The organism is Nonomuraea antimicrobica (assembly GCF_039536965.1).
GTDB classification, from domain to species: Bacteria; Actinomycetota; Actinomycetes; order Streptosporangiales; family Streptosporangiaceae; genus Nonomuraea; species Nonomuraea antimicrobica.
In genome coordinates this window covers 50,518-68,788 of sequence record NZ_BAAAZP010000019.1, presented here as the reverse complement: position 1 = coordinate 68,788, position 18,271 = coordinate 50,518, and the positions used below count along the sequence as shown (strand labels likewise).

The 18,271-nt window shown below is 72.4% G+C and carries 18 protein-coding genes; 8 read left to right on the top strand and 10 right to left on the bottom strand.

Going from position 1 to position 18,271, the window contains the following annotated elements:
* The 3 genes from ABD844_RS06855 to ABD844_RS06845 form a co-directional block, all read left to right on the top strand.
* Positions 1–869 (top strand): sensor histidine kinase (locus ABD844_RS06855; protein ID WP_344874094.1); only part of this gene is annotated, 869 nt, incomplete at its 5' end.
* Positions 860–1,504, top strand: a complete 645-nt coding sequence (locus tag ABD844_RS06850) for a response regulator (RefSeq protein ID WP_344874092.1) — start codon at positions 860–862, stop codon at positions 1,502–1,504. The genes ABD844_RS06855 and ABD844_RS06850, both read left to right, overlap by 10 nt.
* Before the next feature lie 162 nt (positions 1,505–1,666).
* On the top strand, positions 1,667–2,488 hold the full coding sequence (locus ABD844_RS06845) for an aldo/keto reductase (protein ID WP_344874090.1): 822 nt from the start codon (positions 1,667–1,669) through the stop codon (positions 2,486–2,488).
* A 12-nt stretch (positions 2,489–2,500) separates the two neighbouring features.
* On the opposite strand, the gene ABD844_RS06840 is transcribed toward ABD844_RS06845, so the two are convergent.
* The 4 genes from ABD844_RS06840 to ABD844_RS06825 form a co-directional block, all read right to left on the bottom strand.
* Positions 2,501–3,271: a maleylpyruvate isomerase family mycothiol-dependent enzyme gene (locus tag ABD844_RS06840; protein ID WP_344874088.1), complete on the bottom strand. Its 771-nt coding sequence runs from the start codon at positions 3,269–3,271 to the stop codon at positions 2,501–2,503.
* 213 nt (positions 3,272–3,484) lie between these two features.
* A complete protein-coding gene (locus ABD844_RS06835) occupies positions 3,485–4,222 on the bottom strand; it encodes an AAA family ATPase (protein WP_344874086.1) in 738 nt (245 codons plus the stop codon).
* The gene (locus tag ABD844_RS06830; RefSeq protein WP_344874084.1) at positions 4,219–5,064 is read right to left on the bottom strand and encodes an aminoglycoside phosphotransferase; all 846 of its coding nucleotides are present in this window, start codon (positions 5,062–5,064) and stop codon (positions 4,219–4,221) included. Before ABD844_RS06830 ends, ABD844_RS06835 begins: the two co-directional genes overlap by 4 nt.
* Before the next feature lie 7 nt (positions 5,065–5,071).
* A complete protein-coding gene (locus ABD844_RS06825; RefSeq protein ID WP_344874082.1) occupies positions 5,072–6,028 on the bottom strand; it encodes a radical SAM protein in 957 nt (318 codons plus the stop codon).
* A gap of 186 nt (positions 6,029–6,214) precedes the next feature.
* On the opposite strand from ABD844_RS06825, the gene ABD844_RS06820 reads away from it, so the two are divergent.
* From ABD844_RS06820 to ABD844_RS06810, 3 genes are all read left to right on the top strand, one after another.
* Complete coding sequence (locus ABD844_RS06820; protein WP_344874080.1) at positions 6,215–6,742, top strand: helix-turn-helix domain-containing protein; 528 nt, start codon at positions 6,215–6,217, stop codon at positions 6,740–6,742.
* Positions 6,743–7,992: 1,250 nt separating this feature from the next.
* Positions 7,993–9,006, top strand: a complete 1,014-nt coding sequence (add, locus tag ABD844_RS06815) for an adenosine deaminase (RefSeq protein WP_344874078.1) — start codon at positions 7,993–7,995, stop codon at positions 9,004–9,006.
* A gap of 201 nt (positions 9,007–9,207) precedes the next feature.
* Positions 9,208–10,161: a MerR family transcriptional regulator gene (locus tag ABD844_RS06810; RefSeq protein WP_344874076.1), complete on the top strand. Its 954-nt coding sequence runs from the start codon at positions 9,208–9,210 to the stop codon at positions 10,159–10,161.
* Here the strand turns inward: ABD844_RS06810 and ABD844_RS06805 are convergent.
* Positions 10,154–11,584, bottom strand: a complete 1,431-nt coding sequence (locus ABD844_RS06805; RefSeq protein ID WP_344874074.1) for an MFS transporter — start codon at positions 11,582–11,584, stop codon at positions 10,154–10,156. The genes ABD844_RS06810 and ABD844_RS06805 overlap by 8 nt on opposite strands.
* A gap of 69 nt (positions 11,585–11,653) precedes the next feature.
* On the opposite strand from ABD844_RS06805, the gene ABD844_RS06800 reads away from it, so the two are divergent.
* Both ABD844_RS06800 and ABD844_RS06795 read left to right on the top strand, forming a co-directional pair.
* Positions 11,654–12,598 carry a LysR family transcriptional regulator gene (locus ABD844_RS06800; protein ID WP_344874159.1) on the top strand — a complete coding sequence of 315 codons (945 nt, stop codon included), beginning with the start codon at positions 11,654–11,656 and terminating at the stop codon, positions 12,596–12,598.
* Positions 12,599–12,629: 31 nt separating this feature from the next.
* The gene (locus tag ABD844_RS06795; protein WP_344874072.1) at positions 12,630–12,968 is read left to right on the top strand and encodes a hypothetical protein; all 339 of its coding nucleotides are present in this window, start codon (positions 12,630–12,632) and stop codon (positions 12,966–12,968) included.
* A gap of 83 nt (positions 12,969–13,051) precedes the next feature.
* Here the strand turns inward: ABD844_RS06795 and ABD844_RS06790 are convergent, their stop codons facing one another.
* From ABD844_RS06790 to ABD844_RS06770, 5 genes are all read right to left on the bottom strand, one after another.
* Entirely contained in the window at positions 13,052–14,572 is a 1,521-nt protein-coding gene (locus ABD844_RS06790) for an acyl-CoA synthetase (protein WP_344874070.1), read from the bottom strand.
* A gap of 41 nt (positions 14,573–14,613) precedes the next feature.
* A complete protein-coding gene (locus ABD844_RS06785) occupies positions 14,614–15,603 on the bottom strand; it encodes an MsnO8 family LLM class oxidoreductase (protein ID WP_344874068.1) in 990 nt (329 codons plus the stop codon).
* A gap of 17 nt (positions 15,604–15,620) precedes the next feature.
* A complete protein-coding gene (locus ABD844_RS06780; protein ID WP_344874066.1) occupies positions 15,621–16,379 on the bottom strand; it encodes an aminotransferase class IV in 759 nt (252 codons plus the stop codon).
* A gap of 66 nt (positions 16,380–16,445) precedes the next feature.
* Complete coding sequence (locus ABD844_RS06775) at positions 16,446–17,411, bottom strand: adenylate/guanylate cyclase domain-containing protein (RefSeq protein WP_344874065.1); 966 nt, start codon at positions 17,409–17,411, stop codon at positions 16,446–16,448.
* A gap of 29 nt (positions 17,412–17,440) precedes the next feature.
* Positions 17,441–18,193 carry a FadR/GntR family transcriptional regulator gene (locus ABD844_RS06770; protein WP_344874064.1) on the bottom strand — a complete coding sequence of 251 codons (753 nt, stop codon included), beginning with the start codon at positions 18,191–18,193 and terminating at the stop codon, positions 17,441–17,443.
* Positions 18,194–18,271: the final 78 nt, after the last annotated feature.

Below are 18,271 nucleotides of genomic sequence, written 5' to 3'. Positions count from 1 at the left end.
TGTTCCTGGCCGTCCTCCTGCTGCTGGGCGGAACGTGGGACCTGCTGTGGGGCCACTCGCGGCCGGTGCCGCTGGACCTGCCCGGCGTCAAGATCGTCACCAGCGACGGCGCGCTCGGCCTGGCCACCGGCCTGCTCACGGTGGTCGTGCTCGCTCTGCTGACCGTGGCCATGGCCGCGGCCGACCGCCGCCTGGCCGAGCACTTCCTCGGCCCCGGCCCTGAGGAACGGCTGCGCAGGCGCATCGCCGAGCTGACCGCCACCCGTTCCGGCATCGTCAGGGCCGTGGACGACGAGCGCCGCAGGATCGAACGCGACCTGCACGACGGCGTGCAGCAGCGCGGCGTCGCGCTGGCCATGCTGCTCGGCCGCGCCCGGCACAGCAGCGACCACGACCAGATCGCCGAGCTGGTCGAACAGTCCTACACCGAGTCACGCCGCCTCCTCGACGAACTGCGCAGCGTGGCCTGGCGCGTCTACCCCACCGCGCTCGACGAGCTGGGCCTGCGCGCCGCGCTCGCCGGAGCCGCCGAGCGGGCCGGGGTGCCCGTCACCGTGCACTACGGTCTCGGCGCGCGGCTCGCCTCGGAGGTCGAGACCGCGCTGTACTTCGTCGCCCGCGAGGCCCTCACCAACGCGGTCAAGCACGCCGCCGCGCGTGACATCCTGGTGGTGCTGAGCGAGGACGAGCGGACGGTGAGCGTGGCGATATCCGACGACGGCAAGGGAGGCGCCGACCCCTCCGGCGGCGGCCTGTCCGGGCTGGCGCGGCGGGTGCTGGCCCTCGACGGCACGTTCACCGTCGACAGCCCGCCCGGCGGCCCCACCCGGATCGGCGCCACGCTGCCCAAGGCGCCGCCGTGCGGGTGATCCTCGCCGACGACTCCGTCCTGCTGCGCGAGGGCCTCACCCGGCTGCTCGCCGACGCCGGGCACGAGGTCGTCGCCGCCGTCGGCGACGCGCCCGCGCTGCTCGACGCCGCCGCGCGACACCGCCCCGACGTGGCCGTGATCGACGTACGCATGCCGCCCACGCACAAGGACGAAGGGCTGCGGGCGGCGCTGGAGATCCGCGAGCGCCTGCCGGGGGTCGCCGTGCTCGTCCTGTCGCAGTACGTCGAGCAGCACTACGCCGCCCGGCTCCTGGCCGGTGCCACCGAAGGGCTCGGCTACCTGCTGAAGGACCGCGTCTCGGAGGTGGCCGAGTTCCTCGACTCGCTGGAGCGGGTACGCGCGGGCGGCACGGCGTTCGACCCCGAGGTGGTGCGCCAGCTCCTGGCGCGCACCACCCGCGCCGACCCGCTGAGCAGGCTCAGCCCACGCGAGGGCGAGGTGCTGCGCCACCTGGCCCAGGGATACGTCAACGCCGCCATCGCCGAACGCCTGCACGTCTCGCTCAGCACGGTCGAGAAGCACGTCAACGCCATCACGGACAAGCTCGACCTGCCCCGCGACCCCGGCTACAGCCGCCGCGTGCTGGCCATCCTGCGCTACCTCGAAAGCTGACCGGGCGCCCCGGCCCCGGGCCAGGGCCGGTTGGGGGCGGATCGCGAGGGTAGGAGGAGCCCCCGCCGAAGGGACCCGCCACGCCGACACCGCCTGGCACATCCGCACCCGCCCGTCACGCCGAAGCGGATCCCGTCACGTCAACGGGGGAAGGACCACGCCATGACCGTCATGCTCGCCGACGGCCACTCGATGCCACGCCTGGGCCTGGGCACCTGGCCCATGAACGACCAGGAGGCCCACCAGGCCGTGACGAACGCCCTCACGCTCGGTTACCGGCTGATCGACACGGCCGCCTCGTACGGCAACGAACGCGGCGTCGGAGCCGCCGTGGCGGAGACGCCGGTGGCCCGCGAGGACCTGTTCGTCACGACGAAGCTGCGCGGCTCCCACCACGGCTACGACGCGGCCCTGCGCGGCTTCGAGGCGAGCCGGGCCAGGCTCGGGCTCGACTACGTCGACCTGTACCTCATCCACTGGCCGTTGCCCGGCCGCGGCCTCTACACCGAGACCTGGCGGGCCCTCGTCCACCTGCGCGAGCAGGGCCTGGTCCGCTCGATCGGGGTGTCCAACTTCACGCCCGAGCACATCGAACGCGTGGTCGCCGACACCGGCGTCTGGCCGGTCGTCAACCAGATCGAGCTGCATCCCGGCTTCCCCCAGAGCGGCCTGCGCGCCTGGGGCGCCGACCACGACATCGTGACCGAGTCGTGGAGCCCGCTCGGCGCCGGGAGCAAGCTGCTGAACGAGCCCGTCGTGACCGAGGTGGCCGCCGCCCACGGGCGTACTCCTGCGCAGGTGGTGCTGCGCTGGCACCTGCAGTTGGGCGCCGTGCCCATCCCCAAGTCGGCCGATCCCGGCCGCACGCGGCAGAACCTCGAGGTGTTCGACTTCAGCCTGTCGCCGCAGGACATGGCCCGCCTCGACGACCTGTCCACCGGCGGACGCATCGGCGGCGACCCGGAGACGTACGTCGAGCTCTGACCCGACCGCCCTTCAGAACGCGGTGTGCGCCAGCCAGTGCTCCAGCAGCGCCCGGTCGCCGGTGACGTCCCGGGGCGGCAGCCGCCGCGCGAGCACCAGCATGCACTCGGCCACCGGCCCCGACAGCTCCACGTCGCCGTTCCCGCGCCCCCGCTCCCACCGGATCCCCTCGGGCGTACGGGTGACCAGCCAGCCCGCCATCCCGTCCGGCAGGACGGCGAGGCGCTCGCCCCGGCCGCGCAGCTTCGCCAGCTCCGGTTTGGCGGACCGCGCCCATGGCGTCGCCAGGAGCTGCATGCCCTCGGTCAGCACGTCGGCCGCCAGGTCGTCGGCGATCTCGAACGCCGCCCCCGTCGTGACGGCCGCGTCGTAGTGGTGCACGGCGGTGTCGCAAAACATCCTGCGCAGCCAGAAACGAGGCGGCACCGGCCCCACCATCGACCACACCTCGGCCCGTCCCCGAGCCCGGTCCTCGGTCTCCCGTACGGCTGCGACCAGTTCCCCGGCGCCGGTCAGCAGCCACTCCTCCCATGCGGCGGGCGTGCCCGGGTCGGCCTCGCGCGGGTCGGGCACCGGCACCGGCGTCCCGGTGCGGACGACCTCGGCCGCCCAGCGGTGCGCCTGCCCGATGTGCCCGACCAGATCGCGCAACCGCCACTCTGGGCAGGTGGGCACCCGGGCGTCGGGCTCCCCTCCGGCCACGGCGCGCGCGAACCCGGCCGTCTGCTCCCACAGCCCCTCCACGATCCGGGCGGCATCCACCGAGGCATCTTCTACGGTCATGATGTGACTCCTCTCCACGGGGTACGCCGTCACCGTAGAAACTCCAGTCCCACTGGAGGTCAAGTCCACACGCGTACTCAGCGCATGCGCTGAGTCGCCGCCCTCCACCGCCGCTCGGGCCATGCACGGGACGGGCCGCCGGAGAAGGCCGAGCGGCAGGAGGCCGCCGACCATGACGCCGCTCACCCGGTCATTCGCGACCGCCGTCGTCGGCTACTCGTCGCCGTTCATGACATGCCGGAGGTAGAGGTCCGGCTTGGCGAGGTAGCGGCGCCAGTGATCCACGAGCTCCAACTCCTCCCACAGGACGTCCCGGATGCCGGGGTCGCCGAGTTCCAGGATCTGCGCCCCGGGCAGGCTCGCGAGGATCGGAGAGTGCGTCGCGCAGATGATCTGGCCGCCTTCTCCCGCGACCCGGTTCATGAGCGCGACCAGCCGCAAGCAGGAGCCGAACGAGAGCGCGGCCTCGGGCTCGTCCATCAGGTAGAGGCCGGGCCCGGACACCATCCGGTCCAGGACCGTGAAGAAGCTCTCACCGTGCGACTGCTCGGTGAGGTCCTCCTCCCAGAAGCCGTGCCTGCCGGACACGTTCCGCCCCAGGTTGAACAGCGTCTCGGCACGGAAGAAGAACGCCCGCCGCCTGGTCCGGGGGCCACGGATGAGTCGCAGGCCGGCCGAGGTCAGCTCGGCGTCGAGGACCTCGCCCAATGGCGTCGCCGCACCCGTGCTGGCGTACTTGGTGCCCGCCTTCCCGCCTTCGGAGTTGATGCCGCACACGTCGGCGATGGCTTCGACGATCGTCGATTTGCCGGATCCGTTCTCGCCGACGAGGAACACGACCGGCGCGCTCAGCCGCACCTGGTGTTCGGCGATGTGGCGGACCGCCGGCAGGCTGAACGGCCAGCCGCCGGGAGTGCGTCCCGGCACGCGCAGACGGGTGAGCAGCATCATCGTCCCCTCGTGGGGCTGAGCAGACGGTCGGCGAGAGCGCGTACGGGAGTGGCGAGGGTCTGGTAGTCGCCGCCGACCGCCTGGCGGTGCAGGATGTGCGCCGCGGCGGACAGTTGCGCCAGGCGCCCTGTGGGGGTGTCGAGGAGGTCGGCGAACGTGTCATGGACTCGCCGGGCTACGGCGGGGACGAGCAGGCTGTGCGCGTACAGGACGGCGGCGCCGTAGCCGGCGGGGGCGACGCCCCAGTGCTCCCAGTCCAGGATCCACAGTCTCGGCTGGGTCAGATTGGCCCAGTGCAGATCGGTGTGCTCCACCAGCGGGACCGGCGCCTCGGGCGGGTCGATCGGCTGCTCGTAGAACTCTTCGACGCGTCGCGCCAGGGAGACGATGTTCGTCGCGCCGCGGTGGGTGGGATGTGTGGCGAGTGTGTCGACGGCGCTACGCAGATCGGTCCACCATGCGTCTGGTAGCGCGAGGGCGACGGTCAGCTCCGGAGTGGGCGAGCAGGGTGCCTCGGGCACGTAGGTGAGCAGTTCGGCGTAGATGGCGACAGGCGGCTCGTCCCACTCGACGCGGCCGAGCAGGTCCGGTTTGGGAACGCCGGTGATGTCGGCGGCGTCTTGGTTGCCGGTCCACGTCTCACCGCCGGTCCAGTCGTGGTGTTCGGCGGTGGCCCGTAGCCAGAATCGGCCGCCCTGGCGCAGAGCGGCCGATCCGATGGTGCGATCGTGCCAGCCGAACACCGGGTCACCGGTGAGGGACGCGCCGAGCCGCCGGGCGCCCTCGGCGAGGATGCGCCACAGAAAGGCGCGCTGTCCGGAGTCGGTGTGTCGGCTGGTCATGGGCCTCTCAGCGGCCGGTCGGGCGGCACTTGTTCGGGTTGCAGTTCCTCACAGGATTGCAGTTCTGATCCTTCGGCGCACAGGGACCAAATGTGTAGTTCGGCGCACAGTTGTTCGCAGGACGGCAGTTGCGTGCGGGTTGGCAGGACGGGCTGCAGTCGGGGCTGCACGGGTCGGGACGGCACGGTTGGTTCGGTTTGCAAACGGCGCGTGCGTCGAACTCACGCCGCAGTTCGCCGGTGATGCGCTCGAAGGTCCCGCCCGTGAGGATGTCGGCGAGCGGCGCGTCGAGGACGTTGCCGACGGGGAGCCAGCGGGAGAAGACGCAGGGCCATACGTCGCCGGCAGGCGAGATGGCCGCCTTGCGGTCGCCGCAGTGGCCGCAGAGCTGGTCGACTCCGGGGCCGTTCTCCCGGACGCCGCGCCCGACTTCGCGTAGGTCGTCGTAGCCGATCTCAGCGACGCCAAGCCGTTCCACGACCGCGACGCCCTCTCCCGTGCGCTGGCGCTCCAGGACTCCGATCACGCCCGCACGCAGGGGGATTCCGAGTTCCCGCACGCGAGCGATGTTCTTGGTCGTGGCCCTGAGCGTTGGCCGCCGTGTGATGGCCTGGTGCTCCTCCGGGCTGTCGGTGTAGTACGACGTGGCCAGGCGCACGCCGGGCAGGCGGAAGGTGTCCCACATGATCGGTGACACGTGCACGAGGTTGGTGTAGATCTCGACCTGGACGCCCGTGTCCAGGGCGTGGCGTACGAGGCGGGGCAGGTCCGGGTGCAGGGTCGGCTCTCCGCCGATGAACTGGACCATGGTGACCCCGAGAGCGGCGGCCTCGTCGATGACCCGGATCCAGTCACGGGCCAGCATGGTGCCGTGCGTGCCGTCCGGGCCGCTGGACGCGTAACAGTGATCGCACGCGAGCTGGCATTTGCCCGTGACTTCGAGCCAGAGGAAGTCAACACCCATGAGCGTTCCTCCATTCAGAGAACTCCGTTGGTACGCGCTGATGCCGCCACGACACACTGCGGGCGGGTCGGCTCACATACGCCGGTCTGATGCCGCAGATCGTGTGCAGATTGTGCAACTCCGCTCACTGACCGCGGCCGGGCGGCGTACCGTTGGAAGGACTCTGTGTGATCGCAGGAGCGCTACATGTACGCACGCGATGCGCTATGGGACTCAGCACGGGTTCGGGCGCTCATCAGCGCTGAGGACGTCGGTGGTGTGCTCAAGGTCGCCCGGCAGGCCCGCGGGTGGCGGCAGGCCGACCTCGGGCGCGCCTCCGGATACTCGGCGTCGACGATCTCCCGCCTGGAGACCCGCCGTCGGGTCACGAGCGACCTCCCGACACTGCGGCGCGTCGCCGAGGCTGCTGGAGTCCCAGCCGACGTGCTCGGCGCTGCCCTCGGGTTCACCGATCCGGCGTCGGTTACGGTGGCGGCAACCGCCCTCCAGCCTCAGTCCCAGGAGGATCCCGTGAGACGCCGTACCTTCTTGGCCGCAGCGGGCCTCACGGTCCCCGCGCACATGCTGACCTCGCTGGACGATGCTCTGGCCATCCTGCCGGCACCGGCCGTTCCGCCGACGGCGAGCGAGGTCGCCGCTCGCCTCGCCCGCGCCCGCGCGCTGTTCAACGCCGGGGGCTGGACACGCTCGTGGACCGGCTACCGGGGCTGCTGAGCGTCGCGCACGCCGTTGCCGAGCAGGACCGTGGCCCCAGCGGGTATGCGCGGCTGGCCTCGTGCTACGAGCTTGCCACCGACGTCCTGGCCAAGCTCGGTGCGCCCGCGCGACGGATCACGGCCGACCGCGCGACGGCGTACGCCCGGCTGTCCGGGTCGCAGGTCGCGATGGCGTCCGCCACGCGCCAACTCGGCATCGTCCTGCGCCACGAGGGGCGGCATGCCCTTGCTGACCGGGTTACGGCGGAGGCCGCCGACCATCTGGAGGCTACGGGCTTGACGACCCCCGCTGAGGCGGCGACGTACGCACAGTTGTTGTGCACGTGCGCGTACAACGCGGCTCATTCAGGTGACCGGGAACGCGCGCTGGAGATGATCGCCGACGCAGAACGCGCTGCAGCGCGTATATCGGCCCCTCATGGTCAGCCGCTCACGGTCACATCCGCGAGCATCGCGCTGTACCGGGTCGGAATCCACTGGTCTCTCGGCGACGCAGGAGCAGCACTACGGGTCGGCCGACTACTGCACCCAGGTCAGTTTCCCACCACCGAGCGCCGCGGGCGCCTGCACACCGACTTGGCGCGTGCCTGGTGGCAAGCGGGCCGTCCAGAAGAGACCGCCCGCGCGCTGCTGGCCGCACACCGCGAGGCTCCCGGTGAGATCCGGCGCCCTCCATCCACAAGATCGCGACCGACCTCGCCACACGGCATCCCAGGGCAGCGGGGGTGCGGCAACTGGCGGCGCTCGTCAGGACTCAGGGGTCTCAGACGGGCTGCAGGTAGTGGTCGTCGCCCCGGCGGCTCTGGGGGCGTGGGCCCGATTCACTCCATCCCAAGTGTTGGCGCCCCAGGGTGGCGAGGAGAGCGCGGGGTGGCGCTTGAGCTTTTGCGCCTCAGAACAGTCAGGCAGCGTTGCGACTGACTTCCAGTAGTGGAGTAAGTCGGAAGGCCGCGTCGGGCAGCCATCCGAACGTGTGCCGGTTGCCGCTCCCCGACGGGGCTGCCCCGTGCTTATCGCCGCCGGATGCCGAACTCCGCAAGATGAGCCGAGTCGGCACGCAGCGCGGGGGCCGCTCCGAACACCGCGGCGGCATCCCCTCCATGGCATGTCGGAGTGCTTCCTGGTCGTGCAAAATTCTGCGTTGGTCACGGGCTCCGACCGTTCCAAGACGTTGAACCTGACATTCTTCTGTGAGACTTCCCGGTGAAGGCTGTTGTTTTGGGAAATGTCGCTCATATGGTCGTGGCCATGACCATCGACGCCTTCATCGACGCGCTCCCCAAAGTCGAGCTCCACGTGCACCTGGTCGGCTCGGCCTCGGTCGCCACCGTGCTCGAGCTCGCCCGCCGCCACCCCGGTGGTACGGTCCCCACGACCGAGGAGGAGCTGCGCCGCTTCTACGCCTTCCGCGACTTCCCCCACTTCGCCCAGGTGTACCAGGCCGTCAACGCCCTGGTCAGGGAGCCGGAGGACGTCGCGACCCTTGTCCTCGGCCTGGCGCGTGACCTGGCCCCGCAAGGCGCCCGCTATGTGGAGCTCCAGGTGACGCCGTACGCCCACCACCTGGTCGGCATGCCCATGCGCGAGGTGACGCAGGCCCTGGACCTGGCCGCGAGCCGCGCCCTGGCTGACCATGGGGTGGAGGTGGCGTACATCTTCGACATCTTCGGCGAGTACGGCGAGGAGGCCGCCAGGGTGACGGTGGAGCACGCGCTCCAGGAACCTCCCGCCGCGCTGGTAGGTTTCGGGATCGGCGGCATCGAGCAGGAGCGCGCGAAATATCGGGACGCGTACCGCTCCGCGTTCTCGGCCGCCCGCGCCGCCGGTCTGCACAGCGTCCCGCACGGCGGTGAGATGTCCGGACCCGAGACGATCTGGGAGGTCATCGAGGGCTACGGGGCCGAGCGCATCGGCCACGGCATCAACTGCCTCGCGGACCCGCGCCTGGTCGCCTACCTGCGCGACACCCAGCTCCCGCTGGACGTCTGCCCGACCTCGAACGTCTGCACCGGCCAGGTCGCCGCCATCGGCGAGCACCCGCTGCCGAGGATGCTGGAGGAGGGCCTGTACGTGACGCTGAACAGCGACGACCCGCCCATGTTCGCCACGACGCTGGCCGACGAGTACCGGACCGCCGCGCGGGCCTTCGGCTTCGGCAGGACGGAGCTGGCTCAGTTGGCCAGGAACGGCGTCAAGGCGTCGTACCTGGCCGAGGAGCGCAAGCAGGCGCTGCTCACGGAGATCGACGACCTGGTGGGGTGACGACGCCACAAGGGCGGCTCCTTGTCCCGCTTGATCGCGGCGAGTGCGGCGAGGGCGGCGAGCGCGTCACGCTTGTCGTGGGGCTTTCGAGCATGGTGCGTCGACAGGGGCGAGCGCCGCTGTCAGCGGCTCGCCGGGGAGCGGGGGAGCGGGGGGCGTTTCCGTTGAAGGGCCTACGACGGGCCTCTCTGGCCAACGGTAGTGTTGGTGTCGTTGAGACGTTCAGTCTCAGTGGAGGTTCAGGTGCCTGGGCGCGACGACACACTCGGGATCGGAGATCTGGCCCGTCTCACCGGTGTGTCTGTGCGGACCATCCGCTTCTACTGCGACGAGGGCATCGTCGCGTCGGTGCGCAGCGTCGGCGGCCACCGCAAGTTCGGTCGCGACGCCGTCGAGCGGCTGGCCATGATCAGGCGGCTGCGTGGGCTCGGCCTCGGGCTGACCGCGATCGCGTCCGTGTTCAGCGGCGAGCGTTCCATGGCGGAGGCGGTCGCCGCCGAGCGGGCCGCGCTCGATCTGCGCCTGGCCGAGCTGGCCTGGCGGCGGGCCGCGCTGCGGTCCGTGGAGGAGGCCGACCCGGGCGAACAGGCCGCCAGGCTCGCGCTGCTGGCCGTGGTCGAGGACGGCGCCGCTGCCCGCGAGGAACTGGTGGAGTTCTGGCGGCTGCAGATGGTGGCGCCGGTCTCCGAGGAACTGTTCGTCTCGTTCGTGGCCATGGCCGTTCCGCAGCCGCCGTTCGATCCGACGCCGTCGCAGGTGGTCGCGTACGCCGAGCTGGTCGCCCTGGCCGGTGACCGTTCGCTGCGGCGCGAGCTGCGCGACAGTGCGCGGGCCAACTCCCGGACGATCGGCGACGAGAACGAGCTCCTGTACGGCATCGGCGAGGCGATCACGCTGGCCGGGCCGCCCGTGATCGCGGGCGAGCCGCCGCGCGAGGGGCCGGAGCTGGACCGGTTCGTGGCCGCCCACGCCACGGTCAGGCGCAGCGAGGACACCCCGGCCTTCCGCCGCGAGCTGCTGGGCGCCGTCCAGCGCGACCGCGATCCCCGCGTACGCCGCTACTGGCGGCTCGTCGGCGAGGTCAGCGGCGAGCGGGCCACGGTCGGCGCGATGCACGGCTGGCTGACCGACTCCCTTGAGCGCTCCGTCACGTGATGCGGGCCCGGCCTCGGCGATTTTCCACTGCGGGCGCCTTCACCCCGAACGCCCCGAACCTCTTGGACGCCCCCGACGCCCCCGACGCCCCCGACGCCCCCGACGCCCCGGACTCCACAGACGCTCTGGACGCGGTGGCTGCGGGTGCCGGACCCTGCGCTCGCCGGTGGGTCAGGACGACGGTGAGCGCGGCCAGTGCCAGCCACGCCGACGTCATCACGATCAGCCAGGTCCATCCCGCGTGCCCGTACACGACGGCCCCGGCCGTGCCGCCGGCGCCGCTGCCCAGGTAGTAGCTGAGTGTGTAGACCCCGGCGGCCCGGCCGCGGGCGGCGGGGGGCGCCTCGGCGGTGGCCCAGGCGTTGGCGATGGCGTGCGCCGCGAAGAACCCGGCAGTCAGTACGGCGAACCCGGCGGCGACGACCGGCAGCGACGGGTGCGCGGTCAGCGCGGACCCTGTCACGGTCACGGCCAGCGCGGTCACCAGCGCCGGCGTCCGTCCGAGACGCCCGGCCAGCCGTCCGGCCGCGGCCGAGGACGCGGTGCCCATCGCGTACGACAGGAAGACCAGGGACGCGGCGGCCGGGGCGAGCGAGAAGGGCGGGGCGGCCAGCCGGAACCCGGCCGCGTTGTACAACGCCACGAACGCCCCCATCCCCAGCCCTCCGACGAGCACCGGCACCACGAGCCCCGCCCCGCCCCAGCGCGCCCGCGCCGCCGAAGCTCCGCCCGCCGAAGCGCCATGGGCCGAAGCACCGCCCGCCGGAGTGCTGCCTGCCGAAGCGCCGTGGGTCGGAGCGTCGGCCGCCGGAGCTTCGGCAGGGGCTTCGGCAGCGGCGGCGGTGGTGTCGCGGGGGAGTGTCAGTGCGGTGAACGCCGCGCACACCGACGCCACCCCCGCGACCGCCACCAGCGCCCCCTCCCACCCCAGAGGCTCCGCCGCGAACCCGGCCCCGAGCCGCCCCAGCATCCCCCCGACCGAGTTGCCCGCGATCATGACCCCGACGGCGCCGGCCAGCCGTCCCGTCCCCAGCCGGTCGGCCAGGTACGCCGCCGCCACCCCCGCGAACCCCGCGATCGCCACCCCCTGAACCCCGCGCATCACCAACAGCGCGGGGAAGGACGGCGCCAGCGGCAACGCCAGCCCGAGCACCGCCGACACCACCACGGACCACAGGATCACCCGCCGCCGCCCCACCACCCCGGCGAGCCAGGCGAGCGGCAGCACCGCGACGGCCAGCGCCCCGGTCGCCGCCCCGATGGCCAGCGACGCGCTCCCCGGATCCAGCCGGTAGGCGGTCGCGAGCTGCGGCAGCACCGGTTGTGGCGCGTACAGCAGGGCGAACGACGACAAGCCCGCCGCCGCGACGGCCGCGCTGACCCGCCGGGTGCCGCCGGAGACGGGGGAAGCCTTGAACCGCATCACTCCTCAAACGCTAAGCACGGCTAATAAATACGTCCAATGCGGTAATAGGCGATAATTCATACTGTGATGGATGAATCGGCCGACCGGCTGGCCGCCCGCCTGGCCCCGGCCCTCGCCCTGCTGGCCGCCGTCGGCGAGACCGGCCACGTGACCCGGGCGGCCGAACTGCTCGGCATCCCCCAGCCCACCGCCAGCCGCCGCCTGGCCGCCCTCGCGGACCTGGTCGGGGCCCCGCTCGTCCTCCCTTCGGGCCGGGGCATCCGCCTGACCAGGGCCGGGCGTACCCTGGCCGCCGCCTCCGGCCGCGCGCTGGCCAGCATGACCGCTGCCGCCCGCGAGGTGCGCGAGGAGATCGACCCGGGCAGCGGGCACGTCGTCCTCGGTTTCCTGCACCTGCTCGGGCGCACGCTCGTGCCGTCCCTGATCGGCGGCTTCCGCGAGCGCAACCCGTCGATCCGCTTCAGCCTGGCGCAGGGCTCCCGCCAGGACATGCTGGACGCCCTGCGCGCGGGCGAGATCGACCTGGTGTTCGTCGCCCCCATGCCGCTCGACGATCCCGACCTGGTCAGCCACCCGCTCGCGGACCAGGAGCTGGTGCTGTCGGCGCCCGAGTCACACCGCCTCGCCGCCAGGAGACGGGTACGGGCGGCGGACCTGGAGGGGGAGGACCTGGTGACGCTGGAGCCCGGGTACGGCCTGCGCCAGATCACCGACGACCTGTGCGCGGCGGCCGGGTTCGAGCCGCGGATCGCGTTCGAGGGGCAGGAGACGGAGACCGTGCGCGGGCTGGTGGCGGCGGGGCTCGGCGTCGCCGTCCTGCCCCGTTCCGACCAGCCTCCGGCCGCGGCGGGCATGGTGGAGATCCCGCTCTCACCGCCGCTCTTCAGGACGATCTGCGTGAGCTGGCCCGCGGGCGACCGCCTCACCCCGGCGGCCCGCTCGTTCCGCGACCACGTCTGCTCCCACCACGCCGGCCTCGGCCGCGGCTTCCGCCCCGCGCCCGCGAGCTGAGCGGAGCGCCGGGTGCGCCAGACTGGGGATCATGACACATGACGGCGACGCGGGCGTGCCGGGCTCGCTGGCCCGGGTCCTGGCCGAGGTCACGGCCGAGCGCGCGGCGCAGGACGCCAGGTTCGGCATGCAGGTGCTGCCCGACGGCACCGGCGGCGCGGGCGCGGCCGGTGAGTCCGAACGCGCGCGGCGGGCGACCGACACCGCGGCCGAGGGCGGCGGCCTGACCTGGCGGCACATCCTGGCCGAGGAGGTGATGGAGGCGTTCGCCGAGTCCGACCCTGAGCGGTTGCGCGCCGAGCTGATCCAGGTGGCCGCCGTGGCGGTCAAGTGGACGCAGGCACTCGACCGCCGCCCGCCGGAAGGGTGACGGCGCCGTGGACGGCGCAGGCGTTCGTGGCGGCCCCCAGGCCCTCGCCTCAGGCCCTCGCCTCAGGCCCTCACCTCAGGCCCTCATCCCAGGCTGTCGCGCAGCTCGCGCTTGAGTACCTTGCCCGAGGCGTTCTTCGGCAGCGCGTCCACGAACACCACCCGCTTGGGCGTCTTGAACGGCGCCAGCCGCTCCCTCAGGAACCCGATCAGCTCGTCGGCGGTCAGCCCCGCACCCTCGCGCAGCACCACCGCGGCCGTCACCGCCTCGATCCACCTCTCGTCCGGTACCCCGAACACGGCCGCCTCCGCCACCGCCGGATGCCCGTAGATGGCCTCCTCCACCTCGCGTCCCGCCACGCTCTCGCCGCCCGACTTGATCATGTCCTTCTTCCTGTCGACCACCGACAGGTAGCCGTCGTCGTCCATGACGCCCAGGTCACCGCTGTGGAACCAGCCGCCGCGGAACGCCTCGGCGGTCGTGTCGGGGTCGTTCCAGTAGCCGAGCATGGCGTGCGGGCTGCGGTGCACGATCTCGCCGACCACGCCGGGCGGCACCGGCCGGTCGTGGTCGTCCACGATCCTGGTCTCGACGTTGAGCGCGGGCCGTCCGGCCGAGCCCAGCCGGGTGAGCTGCTCCTCCGGGCCCAGGATCGTGGCGACGGGGGCCATCTCGGTCTGCCCGTAGAAGTTGAACAGGCGGACGCCGGGCAGGCGCGCGGCGATCTCCTTCAGCACCTCCACCGGCATGATCGAGGCGCCGTAGTAGCCCTTGCGCAGCGACGACAGGTCACGGCGGTCGAAGTCGGGGTGGCGCAGCAGCGAGATCCACACGGTGGGCGGGCAGAACAGCTTGGTGGCGCGCTCGCCCTCGATCGTGGCGAGGATGGCCGCGGGGCTCGCGCCGGGCAGGATGATGTTGGTGGCGCCGAGGTAGACGCCCGGTGTGAGGAAGCAGTGCAACTGGGCGCAGTGGTAGAGGGGCAGCGCGTGCACCTCCACGTCGTCGGGGCTCATCTCGCCGTCCACCACGCAGGTGACGTACTGGGCGATCAGGCTCCGGCTGGACAGCGTGGCGCCCTTCGGCCGGGCCTCGGTGCCGCTGGTGTACATGAGCTGGATCGGGTCGTCGTCGCCGATCTCCACCCGGGGCTCCGCGGCGTCGTCGTGGGCGGACCACGCGCCGAACGGCTCCCAGCCGTCCGCTCCCGCGCCGATCACGCCGCGTACCCGCACCCGATCGGTCACCGCGGCGGCGGCCACCGGCAGCAGCGCCTCCTCGGCCAGCAGCCCGGTCGCGCCGGAGTGCTCCAGCACGTACGCCACCTCCTCGGCCCGCAACATGAAGTTGACCGGCACGGAGATCGCCCCCAGCCGGGCCAGCGCGAAGTACACCACCACGAACGCGTGGTTGTTGTGGCTGAACACGGCGAACCGGTCGCCCTTGCCCACACCGCGGGCGGCCAGCGCGTTGGCCGTCCGGTTGACGGTGCGATCGAGGTCGGCGTAGCTCTGCCGCAGGTCTCCGTAGACGACGGCGGTCTTGGCGGGGTGGCGCGCGGCAGTGCGCCGCAGGAGGTCACCGATGGCGTGCTGGCGTGTCATCAGAGCACCCTTCACTCGCACGGAACGATGTTCGGGTGATCCTAACCCCTGAAGATCGACGCGAGGCGGCGGTAGGAGTCAAGCCGCCGGTCGAGGTCGTAGGTGTTCATGGTGACCAGCACCTCGTCCGCGCCGCTCGTCGCGACCAGCGAACCGAGCGCCACCGCGACCTCGCTCTCGGTGCCGTGGAGCTGCCCCTTGAGCGACTCCTCCAGGTACGCCCGCTCCCGCGCGCCCATCTCCGCCCCCGCGACCTCCTCGGCGGGCACCAGCGGCGGGAAGGCCCCGCCGACGCGCGAACGCGCCGTGGACCACGCCTCGGGGAGCAGCAGCAGCGCCGCCTCCTCCGCGCTCGCGCCGACCGCGACGCTCACCGCGACGACGACGTACGGCCGCGCCGCCCACGCCGACGGCCGGAACCCGGCCCGGTAGCGGGCCACCGCGTCCGGCATCCGCGCCCCCGCCCCGATCACCATCGGCAGCCCGTGCTCGGCCGCGATGTCCGCCCCGGCCCCCATCGCCAGCACGAACGCCTGCGGCCGCAGCCCCTCCGCGGGCAGCGCGTGCACCCCGGGGTGCGCGGTCTGCGTGCCGGTGAAGTAGCCGAGCAGTTCGGTGAGCTGGTCGCCGAAGCGGTCGGCGTCGTCCTTGCCGTGCCCGAGCGCCCTGCGGATGCCCCCCGTGAAGCCGACGGAACGCCCCAAACCCATGTCGACCCGGCCGGGATACAGCGACTCCAGCACGCCGAACTGCTCCGCCACCACCAGCGGCCGGTGGTTGGGCACCATCACGCCGCCGGTGCCGACCCGGATCCGCGAGGTCGCCGCGGCCACGGCCGCCGCCAGCACCGTCGGGGCCGACCCCGCCACTCCTGGCACGCTGTGGTGCTCCGACACCCAGAACCGGTGGTATCCCAGCTCCTCGGCCTGCCGCGCGAACCGCACGGTCTCGCGCAGCGCGGCGGCCGGGGTCGACCCCCGGCGGACGAGTGAGCGGTCGAGAATCGAGTAGGCGGTCACGTCTTGGTGCAACGCCCCCGCCTCCCGGATCAATCCAGCGGATCGCGGGCGACGCCCTCGTAGAACTCCAGCAGCCGCGCCACCAGCCCGGGATCCTCGCGCAGCGGCACCTCGCCGACCTGCCCGACGGGCATCACGCCCCAGGAGTTGCAGACGAAGACCTGGTCGAACCCGCTCAGGTCGGCCACCGTCACCGGCCGCCGCTCCTGCGGCACGTCCATGCGCTCCAGCAGGCGCATCGTGATGCCGTGCAACATCGGCGCGTCCGGCCAGACCAGCCGGCCGCCGGCGAAGCCGCCCAGGTTCGTGATCGCGCCCTCGCTGATCAGGCCGTCGCCGGTGGTCAGCAGCGCCTCGTCGAAGCCCTCGCGGGCGGCCAGCCGCAGGATGTGGGTCTGCTGGAAGCCGCTGGCCTGCTTGACGTGCGGCAGATAACGCTGGTAGACGACCGGCAGGACGCGCAGCGGGCCCTTCGGCGCTGTGTGCGGCGGCATCCGGGTGGCCACGACGCGCGGCCGGCCGCCGGCCTCGACGACGTAGACGCGTACGCTGGCGTCGCGTACGTCGTCGCCCAGCACGGCCAGGATCGAGCCCAGCACCGCCGCCCGGTCGAGCCCGCCGCCGAACAGCTCGCGGTTGGCCCGCTCCAGCCGCTCGACGTGCAGCTCCAGCCCGCGCACCCCGCGGTCCCTGACCTGCATGGCGGTGAAGTGCCCGTAGCGGGCCTCCAGCATGAGGAGCGCCTCGGCACCCATGAGCTCGCCGTCGACGGCGACGCGTCCGTTCACGATGATCTACTTTACGTACCGCCCGGTGGACCGGCGAACCGGGTGGCCCGTGCGCTTGCCCCCGGGTCAGGCGCTCCCGGCGCGGACCACCGTGAACGGAGCCAGCTCGCCCAGCCCGCGTACCGACAGCCGGTTGACCGCGCTCAGCCGGAAGGCCCGGTCGCCCTCCAGTTCCTCGGCGAGCTGCGGGTCGGCCAGGATCGTGCCGGGCAGGGACAGCGCGGTCAGCCTGCTGGCCAGGTTGACCGTCGTGCCGAACACGTCGCCCATGCGCCAGACCACCGGCCCGGACGCCAGCCCCACCCGCAGCTCCGGCATGTCCCGGCCGCGGGCGTGCGTCTCCACCAGCCGCAGCGCGATCTCCGCCGCCACGTGCGCCTTGTCGGAGACGAACAGCACCGAGTCGCCCAGCGTCTTGACCACCCGCCCGCCGGAGGAGGTGACGACGTCGGCCGAGCGGCCCTCGAACCTGTCGATCAGCCGGGCCAGCTCACCGGACGTGATCTGCCGGCTCAGCCGGGTGAAGGCGACCAGGTCGGCGAACCCGACCGCCAGGCGTACGGCGCTCATGTCCTGGTCGGCGATGCGCCCTGCGGCGGCGGCGAGCTGGCGCTGCCAGGCGTAGACCAGCAGCCGCGCCAGGTCAGGCACCACCCGCTCGGCCCGCACGCGCCAGGCGCGCGAGCGCTCCGCCAGCGGCACCCCCGCCTGGTCGAGCGCCTCGACGCCCAGCTCGGCCTGCGACTCGGCGAGCCTGGCCGTGGCCCGGCCCAGCGAGCGGGCCATGAGCAGCACGTGCTCCTCGTCGTAGACGCCCGAGGTCACCATGCCGAGCAGCGTCTTGAGCGCCTCGACGTCGGACTGGGTGAACTCGACCGCGTCGTCGGGCACGTTCGCGAACCCCAGCGCACGCCAGAACCGCCGCGCGCGATAGACCGGCACCCCCGCCATCTCGGCGACCTGGTGACTGGTGTATCGCCGCGGCTCGCGCAGGAAGGCCTCCGCCAGCCCGTCCCCGTCCACGCGCGCCACCTCGGCAACATAACACCCTGTGGGCCAGGTCACTCCAGCAGAGCCCGGAGGGCACCTCGCTCACATTCTTCTACATACCCGGCGTAATAGTCATACATCGCTTTTCTTGACAATCTCGCGGCGAGCGGACCGTCGCCTGCCCGCATCGCCGCGATCACCTCTTCGTGGTGGTGGATGCTCCGCCGCATCAGCGCCTCCCGGTCGGGAGCCTCCGCGATGCGCTCGGCGATCAGCTTCAGCACGATCGACCGGACCACGTCGGTGCAGATCTCGATGAGCTTGTTGCCGCCCGCGCGTACGACCGCGTCGTGGAAGGCCACGTCGGCCGCCCCGAACGCGTCCTCCCCCGCCTCGACCGCGCCCCGCATGGCCTCCACCGCCCGGCCCATCTCGGCGAGCTGCTCCTCGGTGCGCAGCCGCGCGGCCAGCAGGATGGCCGCCGAGTCCAGCACCATCCTGAACTGCACCAGCTCCGCCAGCGACAGCTCCTCCACGCGGGCCAGCGTGGTCATCGACTTGTGCAGCGCGGCGGGGGTGAACGGCAGCACCTCAGCCCCGTGGGGATCGCCCGGCCGCGAACGCACCAGGCCACGGGCCTGCAGCACCCGCAGCGCCTCGCGCACGGTGGACCTGCTCACGGAGAACTGCACCATCAGCTCGCGCTCGCTCGGCAACCGCTCGCCAGGCGAGAGAGCGCCGCTCTCGACGGCCTCCTCGACCTGCTCCACGACCCGCTCGTAAGCGCGTACGGCACGCACCGGCTCGAACCGCGGACCACCCATGCAAGCCCCCTTGACCCGAGCCGTCGCCGACTGGCAATGTGCGTAGCCTACTGGTCCGACCAGTGCACTAGCCAGGAG